Origin of the sequence: Paenibacillus albiflavus, from assembly GCF_004344915.1 — a bacterium.
Classification (GTDB): Bacteria; Bacillota; Bacilli; order Paenibacillales; family NBRC-103111; genus Paenibacillus_AM; species Paenibacillus_AM albiflavus.
Map to the genome: position 1 here is coordinate 262,874 of NZ_SKFG01000004.1, position 20,912 is coordinate 283,785.

20 protein-coding genes, 1 rRNA gene, 1 other RNA gene and 1 pseudogene are annotated in these 20,912 nt (G+C 41.8%); 22 read left to right on the forward strand and 1 reads right to left on the reverse strand.

Features of this window, described 5'->3' with window-relative positions; all coding sequences use genetic code 11:
• Positions 1 to 96: 96 nt before the first annotated feature.
• From E0485_RS07655 to argS, 4 genes are all read left to right on the forward strand, one after another.
• Positions 97 to 369 (forward strand): PQ-loop domain-containing transporter, encoded by a 273-nt coding sequence (locus tag E0485_RS07655; protein WP_132417382.1) that lies wholly within the window; start codon positions 97 to 99, stop codon positions 367 to 369.
• Positions 370 to 583: 214 nt separating this feature from the next.
• Positions 584 to 781: a competence pheromone ComX gene (gene comX / locus E0485_RS07660; protein WP_132417383.1), complete on the forward strand. Its 198-nt coding sequence runs from the start codon at positions 584 to 586 to the stop codon at positions 779 to 781.
• 178 nt (positions 782 to 959) lie between these two features.
• On the forward strand, positions 960 to 1,379 hold the full coding sequence (locus tag E0485_RS07665; protein ID WP_132417384.1) for a DUF1934 domain-containing protein: 420 nt from the start codon (positions 960 to 962) through the stop codon (positions 1,377 to 1,379).
• A gap of 16 nt (positions 1,380 to 1,395) precedes the next feature.
• Positions 1,396 to 3,069, forward strand: a complete 1,674-nt coding sequence (gene argS / locus E0485_RS07670) for an arginine--tRNA ligase (RefSeq protein WP_132417385.1) — start codon at positions 1,396 to 1,398, stop codon at positions 3,067 to 3,069.
• Between the two features lie 33 nt (positions 3,070 to 3,102).
• Here argS and E0485_RS07675 read toward each other — a convergent pair whose 3' ends face one another.
• On the reverse strand, positions 3,103 to 4,323 hold the full coding sequence (locus tag E0485_RS07675; protein WP_132417386.1) for a S8 family peptidase: 1,221 nt from the start codon (positions 4,321 to 4,323) through the stop codon (positions 3,103 to 3,105).
• A gap of 293 nt (positions 4,324 to 4,616) precedes the next feature.
• On the opposite strand from E0485_RS07675, the gene rpoE reads away from it, so the two are divergent.
• From rpoE to E0485_RS07765, 18 genes and pseudogenes are all read left to right on the forward strand, one after another.
• Positions 4,617 to 5,186, forward strand: a complete 570-nt coding sequence (gene rpoE, locus E0485_RS07680) for a DNA-directed RNA polymerase subunit delta (protein WP_132417387.1) — start codon at positions 4,617 to 4,619, stop codon at positions 5,184 to 5,186.
• Positions 5,187 to 5,620: 434 nt separating this feature from the next.
• Positions 5,621 to 7,225: a CTP synthase gene (locus E0485_RS07685; protein WP_132417388.1), complete on the forward strand. Its 1,605-nt coding sequence runs from the start codon at positions 5,621 to 5,623 to the stop codon at positions 7,223 to 7,225.
• A gap of 120 nt (positions 7,226 to 7,345) precedes the next feature.
• Positions 7,346 to 7,747, forward strand: coding sequence for a response regulator (locus E0485_RS07690; protein WP_132417389.1), 402 nt, complete (start codon positions 7,346 to 7,348; stop codon positions 7,745 to 7,747).
• A 154-nt stretch (positions 7,748 to 7,901) separates the two neighbouring features.
• Positions 7,902 to 8,756: a class II fructose-1,6-bisphosphate aldolase gene (gene fba, locus E0485_RS07695; protein WP_132417390.1), complete on the forward strand. Its 855-nt coding sequence runs from the start codon at positions 7,902 to 7,904 to the stop codon at positions 8,754 to 8,756.
• A 158-nt stretch (positions 8,757 to 8,914) separates the two neighbouring features.
• A complete protein-coding gene (locus tag E0485_RS07700) occupies positions 8,915 to 10,168 on the forward strand; it encodes a UDP-N-acetylglucosamine 1-carboxyvinyltransferase (RefSeq protein ID WP_132417391.1) in 1,254 nt (417 codons plus the stop codon).
• A gap of 222 nt (positions 10,169 to 10,390) precedes the next feature.
• Positions 10,391 to 11,701 (forward strand): transcription termination factor Rho, encoded by a 1,311-nt coding sequence (rho, locus tag E0485_RS07705; RefSeq protein WP_132417392.1) that lies wholly within the window; start codon positions 10,391 to 10,393, stop codon positions 11,699 to 11,701.
• Positions 11,702 to 11,715: 14 nt separating this feature from the next.
• Complete coding sequence (locus E0485_RS07710; protein ID WP_132417393.1) at positions 11,716 to 12,963, forward strand: radical SAM protein; 1,248 nt, start codon at positions 11,716 to 11,718, stop codon at positions 12,961 to 12,963.
• A 116-nt stretch (positions 12,964 to 13,079) separates the two neighbouring features.
• On the forward strand, positions 13,080 to 13,277 hold the full coding sequence (gene rpmE, locus E0485_RS07715) for a 50S ribosomal protein L31 (protein ID WP_132417394.1): 198 nt from the start codon (positions 13,080 to 13,082) through the stop codon (positions 13,275 to 13,277).
• A gap of 255 nt (positions 13,278 to 13,532) precedes the next feature.
• A pseudogene (locus E0485_RS07720) lies at positions 13,533 to 13,731 on the forward strand (hypothetical protein).
• A 10-nt stretch (positions 13,732 to 13,741) separates the two neighbouring features.
• Positions 13,742 to 14,881 carry an IS200/IS605 family element RNA-guided endonuclease TnpB gene (gene tnpB, locus E0485_RS07725; RefSeq protein ID WP_132417432.1) on the forward strand — a complete coding sequence of 380 codons (1,140 nt, stop codon included), beginning with the start codon at positions 13,742 to 13,744 and terminating at the stop codon, positions 14,879 to 14,881.
• Between the two features lie 189 nt (positions 14,882 to 15,070).
• An RNA gene (gene ffs, locus E0485_RS07730) (signal recognition particle sRNA large type) lies at positions 15,071 to 15,337 on the forward strand.
• 172 nt (positions 15,338 to 15,509) lie between these two features.
• Positions 15,510 to 16,940, forward strand: coding sequence for an ATP-binding protein (locus E0485_RS07735; RefSeq protein ID WP_132417395.1), 1,431 nt, complete (start codon positions 15,510 to 15,512; stop codon positions 16,938 to 16,940).
• A 161-nt stretch (positions 16,941 to 17,101) separates the two neighbouring features.
• A complete protein-coding gene (dnaX, locus tag E0485_RS07740) occupies positions 17,102 to 18,880 on the forward strand; it encodes a DNA polymerase III subunit gamma/tau (RefSeq protein ID WP_132417396.1) in 1,779 nt (592 codons plus the stop codon).
• Positions 18,881 to 18,927: 47 nt separating this feature from the next.
• On the forward strand, positions 18,928 to 19,239 hold the full coding sequence (locus E0485_RS07745; protein WP_132417397.1) for a YbaB/EbfC family nucleoid-associated protein: 312 nt from the start codon (positions 18,928 to 18,930) through the stop codon (positions 19,237 to 19,239).
• Between the two features lie 43 nt (positions 19,240 to 19,282).
• Positions 19,283 to 19,879 carry a recombination mediator RecR gene (gene recR, locus E0485_RS07750; RefSeq protein ID WP_132417398.1) on the forward strand — a complete coding sequence of 199 codons (597 nt, stop codon included), beginning with the start codon at positions 19,283 to 19,285 and terminating at the stop codon, positions 19,877 to 19,879.
• Positions 19,880 to 20,022: 143 nt separating this feature from the next.
• Positions 20,023 to 20,286 carry a YaaL family protein gene (locus E0485_RS07755; protein ID WP_165921112.1) on the forward strand — a complete coding sequence of 88 codons (264 nt, stop codon included), beginning with the start codon at positions 20,023 to 20,025 and terminating at the stop codon, positions 20,284 to 20,286.
• A 2-nt stretch (positions 20,287 to 20,288) separates the two neighbouring features.
• On the forward strand, positions 20,289 to 20,549 hold the full coding sequence (locus tag E0485_RS07760) for a pro-sigmaK processing inhibitor BofA family protein (RefSeq protein WP_235857474.1): 261 nt from the start codon (positions 20,289 to 20,291) through the stop codon (positions 20,547 to 20,549).
• 286 nt (positions 20,550 to 20,835) lie between these two features.
• Positions 20,836 to 20,912: ribosomal RNA gene (locus E0485_RS07765) — 16S ribosomal RNA — on the forward strand; the annotation flags it as partial.

A 20,912-nucleotide genomic window follows, 5' to 3' on the forward strand; every position in this document is an offset into this window, starting at 1 on the left:
ATGGAGGATCATCCTCTGTGGGCTGTCTTTTCACATATTTAAGCCATCGCAGAATATAGTACTCCCAAAGATGTACTTATGGGAGGGCAATATGCGATGATTTTTGATTTGTTTCAAATCACGGGTGGTGTGATATTAGCATTCGGATGGATTCCTCAGATCATACAAATTTTGCGTACGAAATCAGTTGAGGATCTGAATCGAAGAACATTCTGGTCTTTATTTACGGGTATTGGACTAATGGAAGTCTATGCAATAAAGCTTGGGATTGATGGAGTAGGGTACGCATTCTTATTTACGAATACGCTTTCTCTCATTTTGATGATCATTATTCTAATTTTAATTGCAAGGTTTCGACAAAAAAATTGATAAATTACGACAAATTTTGCCTTTATTTAGCACTACTGATCAGGATAGTTAAAAACACCACAATGCATTGCGGTGTCCCGCAAAAAAGATTGCGGTGTAGGCTTAAAAAAATTGTGATAGAGTAAATATAGATTAATCATTATTGTTGTTAATCTGACAATATAATCTGATTTCTTACAAGAGATAGCTTGTAACTTGAATGAGGTGAAATTGTATGGTAGTGAAGAAAATGGTTGATTATTTAATGCGTAATCGTGAAGTTGTCACACTAGTCGCGAATGGAAGAGCTTCACTCGTTGGCGTAACTAGCAAAGAGCAGCAAGCACTAATTGAAGTCATTGGAAGTCCACTAGAAGATAACAGAGCTGATTCCTACAAGAGCTCATCTCATTCTATGCATTGGTACGCTTAAGATGAAATAACTACAAATAGATGAAATAATGTTGTATGATAGAAATCGCATCATCCTTATGAAGGACTCGATGCGTTTTTTGCGTTTTCACAAAGGGCTGCTTTAAGTTCAGAGGACATTGAATTTACTACGATGTTGCTATAAACTAGTACCTAACTTAACTTAAGGGAGCAGATTCATGACAGCTAAGCGTAGAGTACGCATTAGGCTAGAGAGCGTTAATATGGGGCAGCACATTGTAAATGATGCTGAAGGTGATTTATATGAGAAGAATGATCACATCTATATTCGATATGAAGAAGCACAGCCTGAGATGGGTCAAACGACGACGATTATTAAAATAGAATCGGATCGTGCCAAAATTATGCGTCATGGCGAGGTTGCATCTGAACAGTATTTTATCCCTAATGAGCCCACGAATGGATTTTATCAGACTGTACATGGAAAAATGAATCTAACTGTACGAACTCATTCTTTTCATAATCGATTGAATGAACAAGGCAATGGTGAATTGGAATGGGAATATGACCTGGAAGTAATGGAAGAGCAAGCAGGTCTTTTTACCATTAAATTGATGATAATAGATATAGGATTATAAATGGAGGGTTAACGTAATGAACGTGCTTGAACTAGTCAAACAACATTTAAAGGAAGCGATCGTTGAAGCTGCACTTAAGACGAATGTCGTAACAGCTGAGCAAATGCCTGAGGTTGTGCTTGAAGTGCCGAAGGATAAAACACATGGAGATTTTGCTACGAATTTGGCAATGCAATTAACTCGAATCGCTAAGCAGAATCCACGGGCAATCGCGGAGAAGCTTGTTGCAGAGATCGATAAGGGCAAAGGACATATCGCAAGTATCGAAATTGCAGGTCCCGGCTTTATTAATTTTCATTTGGATAAGAGCTTTGTATATCCTGTTGTGGAGCAAGTGCTTAGTCAGGGAGAAAGCTATGGCTCTGTTAATATTGGCAATGGCACCAAAGTACAAGTTGAGTTTGTAAGTGCGAACCCAACGGGTTCCTTACATCTTGGACATGCTCGCGGTGCAGCTGTTGGGGATGCATTATGCAATGTGCTGTCTATGGCTGGCTATGAGGTAACTCGTGAATATTATATTAATGATGCAGGTAACCAAGTTAATAATTTGGCTAAATCAATTGAAGCCCGTTATATGCAAGCGTTAGGACAAGAAGTGGACATGCCTGAGGATGGTTACTACGGTGAGGATATCAAGGGCTTTGCAGCTGAGCTTGTCGCTGAGAAAGGTGATGGCGTGCTTCAGATGTCCGAGGAAGAGCGCTTTACTTTCTTAAGAGAGTACGGTTTATCTCGTGAATTGGATAAAATCAAGCGTGATCTTGGGCGTTTCGGTGTGAAGTTCGATGAATGGTTCTCCGAAACCTCCATCTATACAAGCGGGCAGCTAGATCAAGCACTAGGCGATTTACGCGACAGTGGATATGTGTTTGAACAAGAAGGTGCTACTTGGCTACGCACGACGGAACTAGGTGACGACAAGGACCGTGTATTGATCAAGAATGACGGATCCTTTACTTACCTGACACCTGATATTGCTTACCATCGGAATAAATTTAAGCGCGGCTATGATCAGCTCATTAACATTTGGGGAGCGGACCACCATGGCTATATCCCTCGGATGAAAGCTGCAATGTCAGCGCTTGGCTATGAACCGAATCGACTAACGGTATTAATTGCTCAGATGGTTTCCTTGTTCCAAGACGGCGAGAAGGTCAAAATGTCCAAGCGCACAGGTAAGGCTGTAACGATGGAGGATTTGATGGACGAAGTTGGGGTTGATGCTATTCGTTATTTCTTCACGATGCGCAGCATGGACTCCCATCTGGATTTTGATATGGATTTGGCTGTGTCTAAATCAAATGAAAATCCTGTGTTCTATGTTCAGTATGCCTACGCTCGTATCTGTTCTATCTTTAGACAAGCAGAAGAGCAGGAGGTTGTCCTTGAGGAGCTTAAGCAAATCAACCTCGCTCGTCTAACGACTGAAGCCGAGTTTGATCTGCTTCGCAAGATGGGTGAATTGCCGGAAGAGGTTGCAGAGGCAGCCCGTCAGTACGCACCGCATCGTTTGATTCGCTATGTTTATGAGCTTGCAAGTCAGTTCCATTCCTACTATAAAGCAGAACGAGTGATTACAGAGGATAGTGAACAGACCCAAGCAAGATTAGCCTTGTTACGTGCTTTACAGATTGTTTTTGCTAATGTTCTGAGAGCTGTTGGCGTATCCACACCGGATCGCATGTAGTATCAGTAATCGATCTACTGAGTTGTTTCCATTTTACTTTGTAATAGTACGCGTGATGGAATTCATGACACGTCTGGCATTAATTTGACCAGGAATTCCATCACGTTTTTCTTTTGAATACGGAATGGAATTGCGTTTAAGTGCTTGCTTTACTTGAAGCGGCTTTAGGGTAGGCTTAGCTGCAAGCATTAGCGCAACTACGCCAGTTACATGTGCGGTTGCCATGGAAGTACCGCTTAATTCGTTGTACCTGTTATTAAGCCAGCAGGAATAAATATTTTCCCCAGGTGCATAAATGTCGATTCGCTTTCCTTTATTGCTAAAGCTGGCGACTTTACCTGCACGTGTAAGTGCGCCAACTGAGAGAACTTGCTGGAATCTAGCGGGATAGTCAATTGTTGCCTTTCTACCTTCATTCCCACAAGATGCAACGATGATTACGCCTGCCTTATAGGCAGTGAGGATTGAACTTTCAAGGGCTAAAGAATAAGTCTTCATACCAAAACTCATGTTGATGATATTCATTTCATTCTCAACACACCAGTCAATTCCTGCAATGATGTCAGAGACATAAGCGCTACCTAGACGATCAAATGCTTTGACAGCATGAATAGAGGCAAGTGGAGCAACACCAAGAATGCCTTGCTGAGTTGAGGAAGCTGCTATAATGCCTGCAATATGAGTCCCATGTCCATTGTCATCAGTAGGAGGCATGCCAGGGAACAACAAGTTAATCCCTCGGCTCGCCGCTGCTCTCAGATCGGGATGCATGGGATCAATTCCTGTATCGATGACGCCGATACTGATCTTGTTGCCTAATGATTTTTTCCAAGCGAAAGGGGCTTTGATCTGATTAACACCCCACGGAATCATTTGAGAACCGTTATAAATTTTGCTCTTGGGTGTCTTGGTATTCGGGCCGTTTCGGGCGGAAGCATCATGAATATTGATCACAATATCTTCTTCAATCGATTTAATCATTGGGGAATTGATCAGGACAGTATGTGAACGTATTGAACAGGATATGGCATTAATGATGCTAAGAAATTGAAGATTCTTTAGCTCGTTAGGCACTTCCTTTAGCTGCTCTAGGTAATGAAAACATGCTTCATAATCTTGCTTGGTGTGAAATCGGATGATAGATCTACCGTCATTCTTGTCTGAGAGCCTTATCTCTTCTTGTAGCGTGTAATAAAAGTCTGCATAGTCCAAAGTCTCATTCCCCCAGTACACACCATGAAAAAATCTAAACATAGAATTTTCCACATTGTATGTACATGCGATTCAAGTTGAATGAGCGTTTGCCTTTTGTAAATAAATTAGTTTGATGCCGTGTCATTGATTGTGGATTATCATAGGATGGAAGGAAGAGATGATCATCTATATCTCTTGTAGGATACAGTCTGAGGCGAAGGGAAACCTTCGCCTTGTCCTTATTATAGAGATGATGTACAGGTAGGGTTGCATTTTTACATAAAATAGGTTTTACTTAATGGATATATTGGATAAGGTAGATAAGAAAAGTAGTCGAAAGGAAGTGCTAGTGAATGAGCAGCTCAATTACGCTCAAGATTTCCGAGGATCAAGCTCGTGAAATGCCAATGGTGGATCTAGCTTTTTTATTGTTAAAGACAGTCAATACTCCGTATTACTATCGTGATTTGATGCAGGAAATTGCTAAAATTAAAGGCTTGTCTGAACAACAAATGATGGACGTTATCGCTCAACTATATACTGAAATTAATATTGATGGACGTTTTGCTTGCGTTGGCACAAATCTGTGGGGACTTAAGCGTTGGTACCCAGTTGAGAAGGGTGAAGACTCTCTTGCTGGCTCCAAGCGTCCAAGAATCATCAACGATGAAGATGATGATCTAGATGAGTATGTGGAAGAAGAAGAAACCTATGACGATAATGGTTTCGATAACTATGATGCTCGTGGAGAATTTGATTCCGACTCGGATAATGATAACGAACAGACATTCTATGAGGATGAAGAGATCGAGGAAGAAGAGATTGAAGAGATCGACGCAGATGCTGATACTGAAGAAGAGGAAGATGACTTCGAAGACTCAGATGATGAGGATCTCGATGATTCAGATGATGAGGATAATTAAGTAATCAGATTCGTATTTTCTTATCTTGACAGTCCGCTTGGTTCAGAGTAAACTATTGCATGGGCTTCAAATGGAAGTATGGCTGTACATGAATTTGATAAGTAAGGTGATTGCTGATTTATGGTCACCACTGAAAGTTAAGGAAATTACAAAAAGTGCCCCGTATACGATACGGGTGTCACTTTTTTTATTTTTTTGGGCGATTTATTCAATTTGCATACATTAGGGAACCGTTTGTAAAGCAATATAAAGATAGCGAAATGACACGGTTTCTTTATTTGTGTGCGTGAGATAGAATTTATAACTTTTATGTTCTAAATTCTATGGATCACCTTAAGAAACAAGATACCGTCATAAGAAAGACGGTCGTTTCTTTTGTTAGAGAGAAAATCAGTCTGCACATACTAATCATCATTATTTGGGAGGGTTTATTCATGACTAAATACATTTTTGTCACAGGCGGTGTAGTTTCATCTCTAGGTAAAGGGATTACAGCTGCGTCTCTAGGAAGACTGCTTAAAAATCGCGGTCTGAAAGTAACGATTCAGAAATTCGATCCGTATATTAACATTGACCCAGGAACAATGAGCCCTTATCAGCACGGTGAAGTGTTCGTAACCGATGATGGTGCTGAAACAGACCTTGACTTAGGTCACTATGAACGTTTTATTGACATAAATTTATCGAAGAACTCCAACGTAACAACAGGTAAAGTATATTCGAACGTTATTTCAAAAGAACGCCGCGGGGAATACTTAGGTGGCACTGTGCAAGTGATTCCGCATATTACGAATGAAATTAAAGACCGCGTGTTCCGTGCAGGTCGTGAGGCACACTCCGATGTTGTTATTACCGAGATCGGTGGAACAGTAGGCGACATCGAAAGCTTGCCTTTCCTTGAAGCGATCCGCCAGATCAAAGGTGATATCGGTAGAGATAACGTTATGTACATTCACGTTACGCTTATTCCATATATCAAAGCGGCAGGCGAAGTGAAAACCAAGCCTACGCAACACAGCGTTAAAGAGCTTCGCAGCTTAGGTATTCAGCCAAATGTTATTGTTTGCCGTACAGAGCATGGTTTAACAGATGACATTAAGCGTAAAGTTGGCTTATTCTGTGATATTGATTCCAATGCAGTTATCGAATGCAGAGATGCTGAAACTTTGTATGAAATTCCTCTTATGCTTCATGAACAAGGGCTTGATGATATCGTAGTAAATCACTTGAAGCTTGATACAAACAAGCCAGATAACCGTGAGTGGGAGAAGCTTGTTGGGGTTGTGAAGAACCTAAAATACACAACGGAAATTGCTATTGTTGGTAAATATGTTGCTCTTCACGATGCGTATTTAAGTATTGTTGAATCCCTTAGTCATGCGGGCTTCCCATTGAATTCCGATGTAAAGATACGATGGGTTGATGCTGAGGAAATCACAGATGAGAACGTAGCTGAACAACTTGCAGGCATTGATGGAATTCTGGTTCCAGGTGGATTTGGTGACCGCGGTATTGAAGGTAAAGTGGCAGCTATTCGTTATGCTAGAACGAATAAAGTTCCATTCTTCGGTATTTGTTTGGGTATGCAGGTAGCGGTTGTTGAGTACTCGCGTAATGTTGCAGGTTTTGCAGGGGCAAACTCATCTGAAATTAATCCTGCTACACCATACCCGGTAATTGATCTGCTTCCTGAACAGAAGGATATCGAGAACTTAGGCGGTACAATGAGATTAGGATTATATCCATGTAAGCTGACAGAAGGATCGCTTGCAGCACAATGCTATGGTGAAGAACTTGTGTATGAACGTCATCGTCACCGTTATGAGTTCAACAATGAATATCGTGAAGCTATTGAAGCAGCAGGGCTTCGCATTACAGGTACATCACCTGATGGACGTTTGGTAGAGATCGTGGAATTGCCTGATCATCCTTGGTTCCTGGCTGTTCAGTTCCATCCGGAATTCATCTCCAGACCGAACCGTCCGCAGCCATTATTCCGTGAATTTGTTAAGGCTGCATTAAATAAAAGCAATCAATAATTTAATATAAGAAGTGGAAATAGTTTACTCCCCTCTCTTGGCTTAGAAGGAGTTTCCAGACGAATAGCGAATTTACACACAAGTGTGTAACAAAGTATGGTCGGTTAAACTCAGTAATTTATGTCCAAGGAGGGGATTTCATTGAAGAAACTGTTAATCGTTGATGATCAGCATGGGATTCGAATATTGCTGACGGAATTATTTATGTCGGAAGGCTATACAACTTATCAGGCATCTAATGGGAAGCTAGCTCTTGAAATTGTTAGACGGGAATCACCAGAGCTTGTTCTACTCGATATGAAAATTCCAGGTATGGATGGTTTGGAAATTCTTAAGCATATTAAGGAAATTAACCCATCTATTAAAGTTATTATGATGACCGCATATGGTGAGCTTGATATGATTAAAGAAACGACAATGAACGGCGCTTTGATGCATTTTACGAAACCATTTGATATTGATGAACTGCGTAATGCAGTTAATGAACAATTCGCAGATACAGGCAACGAAATTCCACTTTAAAGCATCAGGAAAAATATGGTTATTAATACTTTGTTAGTTTTATCACAAGCTTCGTTTAATAATTAGTGCAATGTGTGCTATAATATCAGCGAGTGTTAGAGATAAGATTATAAAGAAATTGGATGCCAACACAATCGACTAGGAGGAGTTAAGTATGCCACTTGTATCAATGAATGAATTTTTACCGCAAGCCAAAGAGGGAAAATATGCAGTAGGTCAGTTCAATATGAACAACTTAGAGTTTGCACAGGCGATTACTGAAGCTGCAATGGAATTGAATTCACCTATCATCTTTGGTGTATCTGAAGGTGCTCTTAAGTATATGGGTATTGAATATACCGTTGCTCTTGCAGAAGCTGCTGCTAAGCAATCCGGACTACCAATTGCCCTTCATTTAGATCATGGTAGCTCATTTGAAGTTGCGATGAAATGTATCCGTGCTGGTTTCTCATCCGTTATGTTTGATGGATCCCACCACTCCTTTGAAGACAACATCCGTTTGACCAAAGAAGTTGTAAGAGCAGCGCATGCAATGGGCGTTTCCGTTGAGGGTGAGCTTGGAACAATCGGCGGTACTGAGGATGATATCTCCGTAGACGAGAAGAATGCTAGCCTTGCTAAGCCAGAAGAAGCAATTCGTTTCTACGAAGAAACAAAGGTTGATGCATTGGCAATTGCAGTAGGTACTGCACATGGTATGTATGCTGGTGAGCCTAACATCCACTTTGATATTATTGAAGAAGTAGTTAAAGCAATTCCTGCTTCTGTAGTATTACATGGTGGTTCTGGCGTGCCTGACGAAATGATCCGTAAAGCGGTACAAGCTGGTGTAGGTAAAATCAACGTAAATACGGAGAACCAAGTTGCAGCAACACAAGCAATTCGTGATGTATTGAATGCTGATGGCAAAGTGTACGATCCTCGTAAATACTTGACTCCTGCTCGTAAAGCGATGGTTGAAGTGGTTAAATCCAAAATTCAATTATTCGGCAGCGTAGGTAAAGCGTAAATCTAAATCCACTTATTTAAGGAAATGGGATATAAAGTTGGTGCTTGCGTTTGCAAGCACCACTGCCATTTCTTCTTCATTGTATAGTCTTATCATCCTTCAAATGAAAGAACTCCAGTACCAACCATGTATGGCTTGTAGGGGGAATAATAAACGATATGGACAAACTTATGGTAGCGGGTGGGCGCCCTTTAAGAGGGACCATTCGAGTTAGCGGTGCCAAGAATAGTGCTCTTGCACTTATTCCAGCTGCAATTTTAGCGGATTCACCCGTGACATTAGATAACTTGCCACAAGTAAGTGATGTGGAAGTATATGCAAGTATTTTAGAAGAACTCGGAGCTAGAGTTACGAGAAATGCAGATGTAATGACGATTGACCCTTCTGAAGTAAGATATATTCCATTGCCGAATGGAAACGTCAGTAAAATACGGGCTTCCTATTATTTAATGGGGGCGCTGCTAGGCCGTTTTGGGGAAGCGACGATAGGCTTACCTGGTGGATGCAACTTCGAACCGCGTCCAATTGATTTGCATGTGAAAGGCTTTGAAGCGTTAGGAGCAGTTGTAACGAACGAAAATGGCGCAATGCGGATTAAAGCTCAAGAGCTCCGTGGTGCGAAAATATATTTAGATGTAGCTAGTGTTGGTGCAACCATTAATATTATGCTAGCTGCCTCCAGAGCCAAAGGCTCGACTGTAATTGAGAATGCTGCCAAGGAACCAGAAATTATTGATGTGGCAACATTGCTTAATTCAATGGGGGCCAGAATTAAAGGTGCAGGTACGGAAACTATTCGGATTGAAGGCGTGGAGACGATGCATGGCTGTCATCACTCGATCATTCCAGATCGCATTCAAGTAGGCACTTACATGATCGCGGCTGCCGCCACAAGAGGCGATGTAACTATTGATCAGATAATTCCGAAACATATGGAGGCAGTGACTGCCAAGCTGATCGAAATGGGCGTTGACGTATATGAGATGGACGAATCTATTCGTATTGTAGGTAATGACAATTACAATAGTATTGATGTAAAGGCGCTGGTTTACCCTGGATTTGCAACTGATTTACAATCCCCAATGTCTATTTTATTGACGCAAGCGAGTGGCGTTAGTATTCTGACAGATCATGTATACAGCAGTCGATTCAGACAGGTTCCTGAATTGCTTCGTATGGGAGCTAGGATCAAGCTGGAAGGTAGATCAGCTGTGATTGAAAGAAGTGCGTTAAGTCCTGCGAAAGTTCGGGCAACTGATTTGCGTGCGGGAGCGGCTCTAGTACTAGCGGGTCTTATCGTGCCGGAAGGTATTACAGAGGTAAGCGGCGTTGAATTTATTGAACGCGGCTATGAGAATCTAGTTGAGAATCTGACCTCTCTTGGTGCGGAGATTTGGCGTGAACAAGAATAGAATAATAGATTTGGAATAAATTACATGAACTGCGGTCAAACTAAGTAGTATTTCTTAGTATTATAGAATTTATTACATTCGTGTCATAAATTTAAATCAGAATCAATTTCATATCGTTGTACGTGTTATGAGATTGATTCTTCTCTATTCTAACGATCACCCCGTTTAAAGTAGGTATAATGATTTGCAAAAATAATGATGAAGTGTGGTGATACCCGAACCATGGATATGAATTTAGCTGAATTAGAAACTTTAAAGCTAACTGAACTTTATAAACTTGCCAAGAAATTTCAGATTCCGTATTACGGACAAATGAAGAAGAAAGAACTCATTTTTGCTATTTTGAGAGGCCAAGCTGAGCATGGCGGGCTCATGTTTATGCAAGGCGTACTGGAGATTCTTCCTGAAGGATTTGGTTTCTTAAGACCAATCAATTATTTACCGAGCAGTGAGGATATTTATATTTCGGCTTCTCAAATTCGCAAGTTTGACTTGCGTAGCGGGGATATGGTATCCGGTAAATGCAGGCCTCCCAAAGAGAACGAACGGTATTTTGGGCTGCTGCATGTAGAGGCGGTTAATGGACAAAGTCCAGATGCAGCGGCAGAGCGACTTCATTTTCCTGCATTAACACCTTTATATCCACAGGTTAGAATGTCGCTCGAAACGACCCCTAATAAGCTATCCACACGTATTATGGACATCATGGCACCAGTTGGGCTTGGTCAGCGCGGGCTCATCGTTGCTCCTCCTAAAGCAGGTAAGACCATTCTACTCAAAGAGATTGCGAACTCCATTTCTAACAATTACCCAGATGTTGAATTATTCGTTCTTCTAATCGATGAAAGACCGGAAGAAGTAACTGATATGCAGCGTTTTGTAAAAGGTGAAGTTATTGCATCTACGTTCGATGAGCTGCCTGAGAATCACATTAAAGTAGCTGAGCTTGTACTAGAGCGTGCTCAGCGTCTTGTTGAGTCTAAGAAGGACGTTGTGATCTTGCTTGATAGTATTACACGTCTAGCAAGAGCTTATAACCTTGTAGTCCCTCCTTCTGGCCGAACACTTTCGGGTGGTATTGACCCTGGAGCTTTCCATCGTCCTAAGCGATTCTTTGGAGCTGCCCGCAATATTGAAGAGGGTGGTTCGTTGACAATTCTTGCTACAGCTTTAGTTGAGACTGGCTCGCGTATGGATGACGTCATTTATGAAGAATTTAAAGGTACGGGTAATCTGGAGCTTCATTTGGATCGCAAATTAGCAGAGCGTCGTATTTTCCCGTCTATCGATATTCGTCGTTCGGGTACGCGTCATGAAGAGCTGCTTCTGGGTAAAGAAGAGCTTGAGAAAGTATGGACAATTCGTAAGGGTATGATCGATTCGAATGAATATATGGAAGCCTTTATTAAGAAATTAGGCAATACCAAAACGAATCAAGAATTCCTAGAAAGTATTGAAACAAACAAAGGCTCAAACAATAGTACAAATGTGCCGCGCAGCAGAGAAAACAGAGTGACAGGTACGTCGAAATAAAGGAGCATCATGTTATGAACTTGGTATTTGCAGATGAAACGGGACAGGTATTCGATCATCCCGATTATTTGGCACTTGCGCGCAGCGCAGACATGATCGTTGAAATAATGGATGATGAGCTTATTCCGCTTCCGCAAGGGGCAACTCTTGTATCCTTACCGTTTACAGAAGCTGTGGGAATGAACCCAGAGACAGGAGCTATGGAGCGGCTTAGTGGGATGCAGGCAGTTGGTGCCTTGCTGCCACAAGGTTACACTCGGCTGCTTGTTCCGAGTTATGTCAAGACTGATCGAACCAAGCTGCTTCCTCTATTCGGATATACGGCTGTCGTCTGGAAAGACGATGGATTCTATGTTGCTGCTCATCCTACTGACGATCCAGAGCTGTGGGACCCGCGCAATTGTAACGTAGAAGAGCTTGAACTAGGTGTGCAACGGTTACGTGAGCAATATCCCGATAACCGACTCTATACGCATTTGTCGAATTGCGCACTTGAATATGAATGCTTAACGGCTTCTAATACCTTCCTTGGAAGATGGGAAGGAGCGGTTCCAGTCTCATATTCCTGCAATGCAGGCTGTTTTGGCTGTATTTCAGAGCAACCTGATGACAGTGGATTTCCTGCACCGCAGACTCGGATGAATTTTAAACCGACGGTGGAAGAACTCGTTCAAGTAATGCTGGAGCATCTAAAGACACCGCAAAGCATTATTTCTTTCGGGCAAGGCTGTGAAGGTGAACCTTCGACACAAGCTAGAATTATTATTCCTGCGATGCAGGAAGTACGCCGTCAAACGCAGTTAGGTTATATCAATATCAATACAAATGCAGGTCTAACCGATTACATTCGTGGCATTGTGGATGCAGGTCTTGATTTAATGCGCGTCAGCACCATTTCGGCGCTTGATGATCATTATAATGCTTACTATCGACCTCGTGGTTATACCTTAGAGAATGTTGCCAAATCGCTTCAATATGCAGCTTCCAAAGGTGTGTACACATCCATTAATTACCTTGTATTCCCAGGAGTTACCGATCGGGAAGAAGAGATCGAAGCGATGATCGAATTTGCGCGCAAAACAAAGCTAAAGCTCATTCAAATGCGTAATTTAAATATTGATCCCGAAAGCTATCTCTCCCTTATTCCTAAGGCGCAGAGTGAAGCAATCGGAATGAAGCAAATGATTGAAATTTTTGAGCAGGAACTGCCTGATGTCAAAATTGGATCTTATACACATACGCCAGATTTCTTTGCCAAATGATCTGGGTTTGATAATAAATGGTATTGCTTTAAGCAGGAATCACGTGCTATAATCTCGTTATGTGTCAATTTAACTCTGGGCCGCATAAGGCGCCAGGGCGGAAAGAGGTGAAAGGAATGAAAGAAGCTATTCATCCGAACTATAACATTACAACGGTGACTTGTGCATGTGGTAATGTTTTCGAAACTGGTTCTGTTAAACCAAACCTTCGTGTTGAGATTTGCTCAAGCTGCCATCCGTTCTTTACAGGTAAGCAGAAGTTTATCGACGTTGGTGGTCGTGTCGATCGTTTCAAAAAGAAATACGGTATTTAATTTGTATGCATACCAGAACCTTCCTTATCGAAGCTATAGCAAGCCCTTGCGGACAAGCTATAACGAGATTGGGAAGGTTTTTTGCTTTCAATTTATCAAATAGCAGAGAAACTCGCGACTCCAGTCGTGTAGATGAATCGGTTACGGATGAAGTATAGCTTCAGCTATGATAATCAACCGACATATGTTTTAATACCTCTAGAAATAGATTTAGCGATACACATATGTTAAAATTTTCTTAGAGGTAATTTTTGTATGTCTGAAATTCATTATGGATGTGGATACGTCTATTTGATCCAGTATCACTTAGTCTGGTGTGTTAAATATCGTCATGATGTTTTACTTATATAGATATTGTTGTTAAAGATTTAAATCAAGCTACTTTGTAGCAACTGTAAGTGAAAATACAAAAGAACAGATTCGTAAATACATTCACAATCAGAAGAAGAAATGAGGTGAATGCAATACTACGTCACAAAGCCTATAAATTTAGAATCTATCCCAATCAAGAACAAGAAATTTTAATCGCTAAAACGATGGGTTGTTCCAGATTTGTCTATAATCATTTTTTGAATTTATGGAACGAAGAATACTCCAAATCCGGAAAAGGATTGTCTTATCATGCTTGTTCCGCTATGTTACCAAAAATGAAAAAAGATGAATCTACTCACTGGCTCAAGGAGGCGGATAGTATTGCCATTCAATCTTCTCTTCAATATCTTGCAGATTCCTTCTCTCGCTTTTTCAAGAAGCAAAATCATAAACCCCAATTCAAAAGTAAGAAGAATCCTCTTCAAAGCTATACAACAAAGAATGTGAACAACAGTATCGAATTAAAAGAAAAGTATTTAAAACTTCCTAAACTTGGCTTAGTGAAATTCGCTAAAAGCCAAGAACCTAGCGGACGCATTTTAAACGCAACGATTCGCAAAAATGCTAGTGGCAAGTTTTTCGTATCTATTCTTTGCGAAGAAGAAATCTATGAGCTATCCAAAACAGGTTGTGCAATTGGCATTGACTTTGGTATCACTGATTTTGCAATTTTTTCAGATGGTCGCAAAATAGATAATAATAAATTCACTTCCAAAATGGAAAAGAAACTGAAACGAGAACAACGGAAGTTGTCAAGACGTGCTTTGATTGTCAAAAAGAAGGGAAGCCATCTGTTTGAAGCAAAAAACTACCAAAAACAAAAACGTATAGTTGCTCGTTTGCACGAAAAGGTAATGAATCAACGTACTGACTTTCTGAATAAATTAAGTACAGAGATTATCAAAAACCACGATATGATCTGTATCGAAGACTTAAACACAAAAGGTATGTTGCGCAATCATAAATTAGCAAAAAGTATCTCAGACGTATCTTGGTCTAGTTTTGTCACAAAATTACAGTATAAAGCCGACTGGTACGGACGTGATATCATTAAAGTAGATAAATGGTTTCCGTCTAGTCAGATTTGTTCTGAGTGCGGACATGAAGATGGAAATAAATCCCTTGAAATTCGAGATTGGACTTGTCCTATTTGTCTCACTCATCATGACCGTGATATTAACGCTAGTATTAACATTTTGACTGAAGGTCTAAGGTTACACGCTTTAGCATAATGGCTCGAAACAAGAACCGTAGGGACTACGGGGATAGCTTGGTAAATAAGAGAAACCGCTGCTCGCAAAGAAATACGCCAGCAAGTACGCTCTCTTCCCAAGAATCTCGTGACATTGGTCATGAGAAGTTCAATGGTTTTTGTATCCACTAGTTGAAATTTGCTCGTTAATCAGCTATACTTAGTTTTGCCGTGCTAGACGGGGAGGTAGCGGTGTCCTGTAACTCGCAATCCGCTATAGCGGGGTTGAATTCCTGTTTTGAGATCTTGTTTGATGTAGGGTCCGCCCTTTACACGTGGTGTTGAGAGTCGGGTCCTTCGCAATGGACGCCTATGAACCCGGTCAGGTCCGGAAGGAAGCAGCCGTAAGTAGGAATGTTCATGTGCCGAAGGGTCGCCTGATTTGAGCTAACGATAAAGGTCCGCTTATGTCGCAAGACCGATAACAGGTGCACGGCTTATCTAATTTTCTTATATATGCTTTAAGCGTCGATGATTCGTTACGATAAATAACGAATTAATCGACTTTTTTGTTTATTTATGGAAATACAGGGAGGAAATTTAATTCTTTTAACGAATTAATTTGATTACAGAGCTTATAATCCAAGCGTCTGAGGGGGCTGATCTAAATGACGGATAAGAACTGGACAGAGACCTGGCTTGATATAGACAACCATTGGAATTTATATTTCATGTTTCCGATGGTATTTGTGGATTTAATACATGCCGAGACTTTATATAATCACAGCTTTGTTGCGTTAACGGGATATACCAGCGAACAGTTAGTTCATAAACCGCTTGACGGGATTGTCTCTTTTGATGTCCCTATATCTGAAATTTATGAACATAGCTATCCCAATCCCCCCTCGTTTACGATGGAAAGCTCTCGAATTGCTTATGCGACAACGGCAACTAATCAAAAAATTCCGATGGAATACTTTGTAGTTAAGATGAAGACGCGCCCACAAAGCTATGTGATCGTATTTCGTCAAATGGAGGAGGTTGCGCAAAGTTTATTCCAGCGTTTCTCCAAAACATTTTTGCAAGATGTGAATCTTGGTGTAATTCTTATAAATGCAGATTATCGTTTAGTTGAAATTAGTGACATGGCATGCAAAATTCTCGGGCTGGATAAAGAAGAAACGGTGGGTAAGCCAGTAGAAGACGTGTTTGCAAATGTCCCATTAGAATATCAGCTCGTACAACGCACATTGCTCGATGGAATCATTGTGCGCAATCATGCGGTTTCTTGGACCAATGGTCAGAAACGATATGATTTATTACTAGATTCTAATGTGCTTCGAGAAGAAGACGGCCGAATTGTAGGGGCTTATCTTTTCTTCAAGGACGTTACGAATCTTCGCTCGCTTGAAGAACAGGTTCAACGTAGCGATCGGTTATCGATGATCGGTCAGATTGCTGCAGGCACCGCGCATGAGATTCGTAATCCACTCACATCAATCAAAGGATTTTTGCAGTTGTTTCGCAATTCCTTTGAAGGAAGAGGGATGGTGCGAGAGCAGGGCTATGTGGATCTGATGTTAACGGAAATCACACGTGTCAATGAAATGCTAAATGAATTTCTCATGTTATCTAAGCCAAAGCATGCGAAATATAAACAAACCAATATATCGCATGTACTTTTAAATATCCTTCCGATTATCCAAGGTGAAGCTATACTCCATCAGGTGATGCTTCACTATAATTCACACCCTGATTTACCACTTGTTGTAGCAGATCAAGAAATGCTTAAACAAGTTTTTCTTAATATTTGTAAAAATGGAATTGAAGCTATGAATGATGGCGGCGGTACATTAACAGTCACCGAAAAAGTAGATATTGAGGATCGTTACGTCTGGATCGAAATTCATGATACAGGCCCAGGTATTCCAATCTATGTGATGGATAAAATTTTCGATCCGTTTTTCACGACCAAAGATGATGCTACAGGACTTGGATTATCTGTATGCCAGCGAATCATTCACGAAATCGGCGGTAATATCCGCGTATCCTCCAAAGGATTCGGAACGACTTTCACGATTTGCATTCCGTATCAGTGACTTCCCTAGGAGGTCTTTCTTTGGTATTCTAGAAATTATAACATTCGTATTATAAATTCTAAGTAATACCTTAAGAAACGCACCGCCTTTAAGGACGGTGAAACCGTTTCTTCTTGGTATTCTAAAAACAGGAACTTATTTGGATCTAAAGTGAGGAGAATATGGCACATATTGCGTTATATCGTACATGGCGTTCGCGAACGTTCAGCGAAGTAATTGGACAGAAGCATATTACACAGACCTTGCAGAACTCACTTCGAGAAAATCGTCTATCGCATGCCTATTTGTTCACTGGACCTAGAGGAACTGGTAAAACAAGTACGGCGAAGATTCTTGCGCGTGCAGTCAATTGTGAGAATGGCCCCGCGGCTGAACCTTGTAACGAGTGTTCGGCTTGCTTACGTATGCTGGATGGCACACTTATGGATGTCGTTGAAATTGATGCTGCATCCAATAATGGGGTCGATGAAATTCGGGATTTGCGCGATAAAGTGAAGTATGCACCGACAGAAGTTCGTTGTAAAATATATATTATTGATGAGGTTCATATGCTGTCGCAAGGAGCCTTCAATGCGTTTCTTAAAACCTTGGAGGAACCTCCTGAGCATGTTATTTTTATTCTTGCAACGACCGATCCGCAAAAAATACCTGCAACGATACTTTCTCGTTGTCAGCGGTTTGACTTTAAGCGCGTATCACTTGAGGATCAAGTGCAGTGGCTGAAATTTGTATGTGAGCAGGAGAAATTGACTGCTGATGAAGAAGCCTTGCATTATATCGGACGTTTATCAGATGGTGGAATGCGGGATGCACTGAGTTTACTTGAACAGGTATCCTCTTTTAGTGTCGACCGAATTACAATTGATGATGTGCTTGCGATGACAGGCGGATTGCCTTCAGAAGGCTATCAGCGGTTGATGGACACTATTGCGAAGCAAGATATCAGTGAAGCGATGCAGCTTGTCGATCGGTTCATGCAAGAGGGCAAAAGTGCTGATAAATTCATTGAAGGATTCGTCCACTTTATCCGTGATTTATTGCTCATGAAGCTGATGCCAGAAGGCAGCATGCTTACGGAACAGATTTTTGATGCCAAGCGATTGGAAGCACAGGTCAAGCTGTTCTCATCTCAGGAAATGATGCAAATGATCGATGTGCTGAGTCATTATCAAGGTGAGATGAAATTTGCAGCTCAGCCGCAGCTGCTATTAGAAATAGCCGTGATGCGTTTATGTACATCAGGTAGCAGTTCGCATAGCCTTGCTGAGGCTAGCGGTGCTGTATCAGCGGCTCGCGCAGCGCAGCCGCAAGCATCGCGCGTCGGCGAAGATACCGCCGCGCTCATGCAGCGCATCCAGCGGATGGAAGAGCAGCTGACTCAGCTGCTCCAGTCTGGCGCTGGTGGCGCTGGAGCAGCGCCTCGCGGGGCAGCCGCAGCGGTTCCGACTCGTTCGGGACCTGGCTTCGGCGCTCGCTCCGCAGCCGCTCCGCGATCGAGGATACCGCTCGATCGCTTCGTTAGCGGCGCGGCTAGCGCGGAATTCCGCGCAGCCGCCGCCAAGTGGAGCCAGGTGCTTAGCTCCGTTAAGGAGCGCAAAATCACCGTACATGCTTGGCTTGTAGATGGCGAGCCTGTATCGTATGATGGTGATACACTGCTTGTTGTTTTTCGCAGCAGCATGCACCGAGACACAACAGAGAAGCCAGCTAACAAAGGCGTCATTGAGCAGGTCATGCAAGAAGTTTTTGGCAAGCCCATCAAACTAACGACTGCGATGGTGAAAGACTGGCAGGATGCCCAAGCGGTTACGGCCCCAGAGTCCGTAGAGGAGCTTGTGCTCGTTGCCTCTGATGAACCAGCAGACGAGAGCGAGAAGCCGCATGTGGATGAGGCGCTTAAGCTTTTTGGCAAAGATTTAGTTGTCTTTACTGAAGACTAATGACCCTATATAGGTCAACGATTTAATATGACAAAGGAGATTAGACCATGAATAACATGAACCAAATGATGAAACAAGTGAAAAAAATGCAGCAACAAATGTTAAAAGCGCAAGAAGAGTTGGGCAATCGTTCTTTTGAAGGAACTGCTGGCGGTGGCGTAGTTGGGGTAACTGTAAACGGACATAAGAAGGTTCTTGCCGTAACTATTAAACCAGAAGCTGTGGATCCAGATGATGTTGAAATGCTGCAAGATCTAGTTCTTACAGCGATTAACGACGCGATGACCAAGGCAGAAGAAACAAGCTCGCAAGAAATGGGTAAATTTACTGGCGGCATGAACCTTCCAGGCTTGTTCTAATTTGCTGACAGTTTGAAGTCCCACATAGAAAAGGTGAAAGCCCGTGTACTATCCTGAACCGATATCCAAGCTGATCGATGCTTTTTCGCGCCTGCCTGGCGTAGGTCCGAAAACAGCCGGTAGGTTAGCTTTCCATGTCATTCGGATGAAAGAAGAGGATGTCGTCGAGTTTGCCAAAGCGCTTGTGAACGTCAAAAGAAATCTGCACTACTGCTCTGTTTGCTGCAACATTACGGACGTAGACCCTTGTCGGATATGTCAGGATAAAACGCGTGATGCATCTGTTATCTGTGTCGTGCAAGAGTCCAAGGATCTTGTTGCGATGGAACGTACCAAAGAATTCAATGGCTATTATCACGTGTTGCATGGAGCTATTTCCCCAATGGAAGGTATTGGACCCGATCAAATTCATATTGCTGAATTGTTGAAGCGTCTAGGTGATGAACAGGTAACCGAGCTTATTCTAGCTACGAATCCAAACATTGAGGGAGAAGCGACAGCGATGTATTTATCTCGTCTAGTCAAAAATTTTGGCATGAAGGTCACCCGTATTGCTCACGGTCTGCCAGTTGGCGGAGATCTAGAGTATGCGGATGAAGTTACGTTGTCCAAAGCACTAGAAGGTAGACGAGAGTTATAATTTTTTTGCCAATTATCGAAGGAGCCGAAAGGCTCCTTTTTTGTTTTGTACTACTTGTTCTTAAATTTGCTGCCTGGTCGTATTTATATAACTAGAGATATATCGATATAATTCAAAGATTCATATGGCAGGTGATGAAGAAGATGATGTGGTGGTTTACCAAAAAGCATGCAGACTATCTCGTACTTAATCGAGATGAACAGCTATTGCTCATGGAAGAGATTCGTAAAGCGCATTTGGAATGGAGTACAGCCTTATCAATGTTTGACAATGTCGTTGATCCAGACGAGATTGATCATATTATTTTTTTAATTAATGCAGCAGAAAAAAGATACATGACCTTGTACAAGCGCGCCAAGCTGCTGCATAAAGAAGCACATGAAGTTCGAGGGAGTGATGTTTCGTGAAAATGGTTATGTGGGGGATTCTACTCATCTCCTCGTTAGGCTTAATCTATCAACTGTTCACAAATCGCAGCCAAATTGGACGAGCTTTATCGCGATTTACGATCCAGATCGTTATCGGTGCTATTGTGCTTCTTGCACTTAATCTATTCTCCGACTATACGCATTTTACGCTGCCAATTAACCTTGTTACATTAGGCGTGATCGGTTTGCTAGGTTTGCCGGGCTTTGCTCTTCTTGGTGCTTTAAAGTTAGTACTAATCTGATTTTAATTGGGAATCAAAATTGATTATATATTGCTGTATTATTTTGGCATCCTTGATTTGCATCTAAAAGGGTTGACTTTAAAAATGCATCTGTGTTATCTTAGTTAAGTCGCCGCTGAACAACACGGCAACAACGAGAAATAAGTAACACAATTGTCCTTTGAAAACTGAACAACGAGTGAAGAAATAAATGAGATTAATAATCTCAACAACGTCGAGAGAGTAGCGCTTCGGTGCTTATGATTGAGACAAGCTAGCAAGAAATTTTGAGCAAATCAGCTCACCTTTAATGGAGAGTTTGATCCTGGCTCAGGACGAACGCTGGCGGCGTGCCTAATACATGCAAGTCGAGCGGAGTTATTC

What these genes read in the sequence shown, in the direction of transcription:
- rpoE (WP_132417387.1), top strand. Translation starts at nt 4,617, where the DNA reads ATGAGCAGCTCAATTACGCTCAAGATTTCCGAGGATCAAGCTCGTGAA.
- E0485_RS07690 (WP_132417389.1), top strand. Translation starts at nt 7,346, where the DNA reads ATGTCCAAGGAGGGGATTTCATTGAAGAAACTGTTAATCGTTGATGAT.
- rho (WP_132417392.1), top strand. Translation starts at nt 10,391, where the DNA reads ATGGATATGAATTTAGCTGAATTAGAAACTTTAAAGCTAACTGAACTT.
- E0485_RS07755 (WP_165921112.1), top strand. Translation starts at nt 20,023, where the DNA reads ATGATGTGGTGGTTTACCAAAAAGCATGCAGACTATCTCGTACTTAAT.
- E0485_RS07710 (WP_132417393.1), top strand. Translation starts at nt 11,716, where the DNA reads ATGAACTTGGTATTTGCAGATGAAACGGGACAGGTATTCGATCATCCC.
- E0485_RS07685 (WP_132417388.1), top strand. Translation starts at nt 5,621, where the DNA reads ATGACTAAATACATTTTTGTCACAGGCGGTGTAGTTTCATCTCTAGGT.
- E0485_RS07655 (WP_132417382.1), top strand. Translation starts at nt 97, where the DNA reads ATGATTTTTGATTTGTTTCAAATCACGGGTGGTGTGATATTAGCATTC.
- E0485_RS07675 (WP_132417386.1), bottom strand. Translation starts at nt 4,323, where the DNA reads ATGTTTAGATTTTTTCATGGTGTGTACTGGGGGAATGAGACTTTGGAC.
- argS (WP_132417385.1), top strand. Translation starts at nt 1,396, where the DNA reads ATGAACGTGCTTGAACTAGTCAAACAACATTTAAAGGAAGCGATCGTT.
- E0485_RS07665 (WP_132417384.1), top strand. Translation starts at nt 960, where the DNA reads ATGACAGCTAAGCGTAGAGTACGCATTAGGCTAGAGAGCGTTAATATG.
- comX (WP_132417383.1), top strand. Translation starts at nt 584, where the DNA reads ATGGTAGTGAAGAAAATGGTTGATTATTTAATGCGTAATCGTGAAGTT.
- E0485_RS07760 (WP_235857474.1), top strand. Translation starts at nt 20,289, where the DNA reads ATGGTTATGTGGGGGATTCTACTCATCTCCTCGTTAGGCTTAATCTAT.
- dnaX (WP_132417396.1), top strand. Translation starts at nt 17,102, where the DNA reads ATGGCACATATTGCGTTATATCGTACATGGCGTTCGCGAACGTTCAGC.
- rpmE (WP_132417394.1), top strand. Translation starts at nt 13,080, where the DNA reads ATGAAAGAAGCTATTCATCCGAACTATAACATTACAACGGTGACTTGT.
- E0485_RS07700 (WP_132417391.1), top strand. Translation starts at nt 8,915, where the DNA reads ATGGACAAACTTATGGTAGCGGGTGGGCGCCCTTTAAGAGGGACCATT.
- fba (WP_132417390.1), top strand. Translation starts at nt 7,902, where the DNA reads ATGCCACTTGTATCAATGAATGAATTTTTACCGCAAGCCAAAGAGGGA.
- E0485_RS07745 (WP_132417397.1), top strand. Translation starts at nt 18,928, where the DNA reads ATGAATAACATGAACCAAATGATGAAACAAGTGAAAAAAATGCAGCAA.
- E0485_RS07735 (WP_132417395.1), top strand. Translation starts at nt 15,510, where the DNA reads ATGACGGATAAGAACTGGACAGAGACCTGGCTTGATATAGACAACCAT.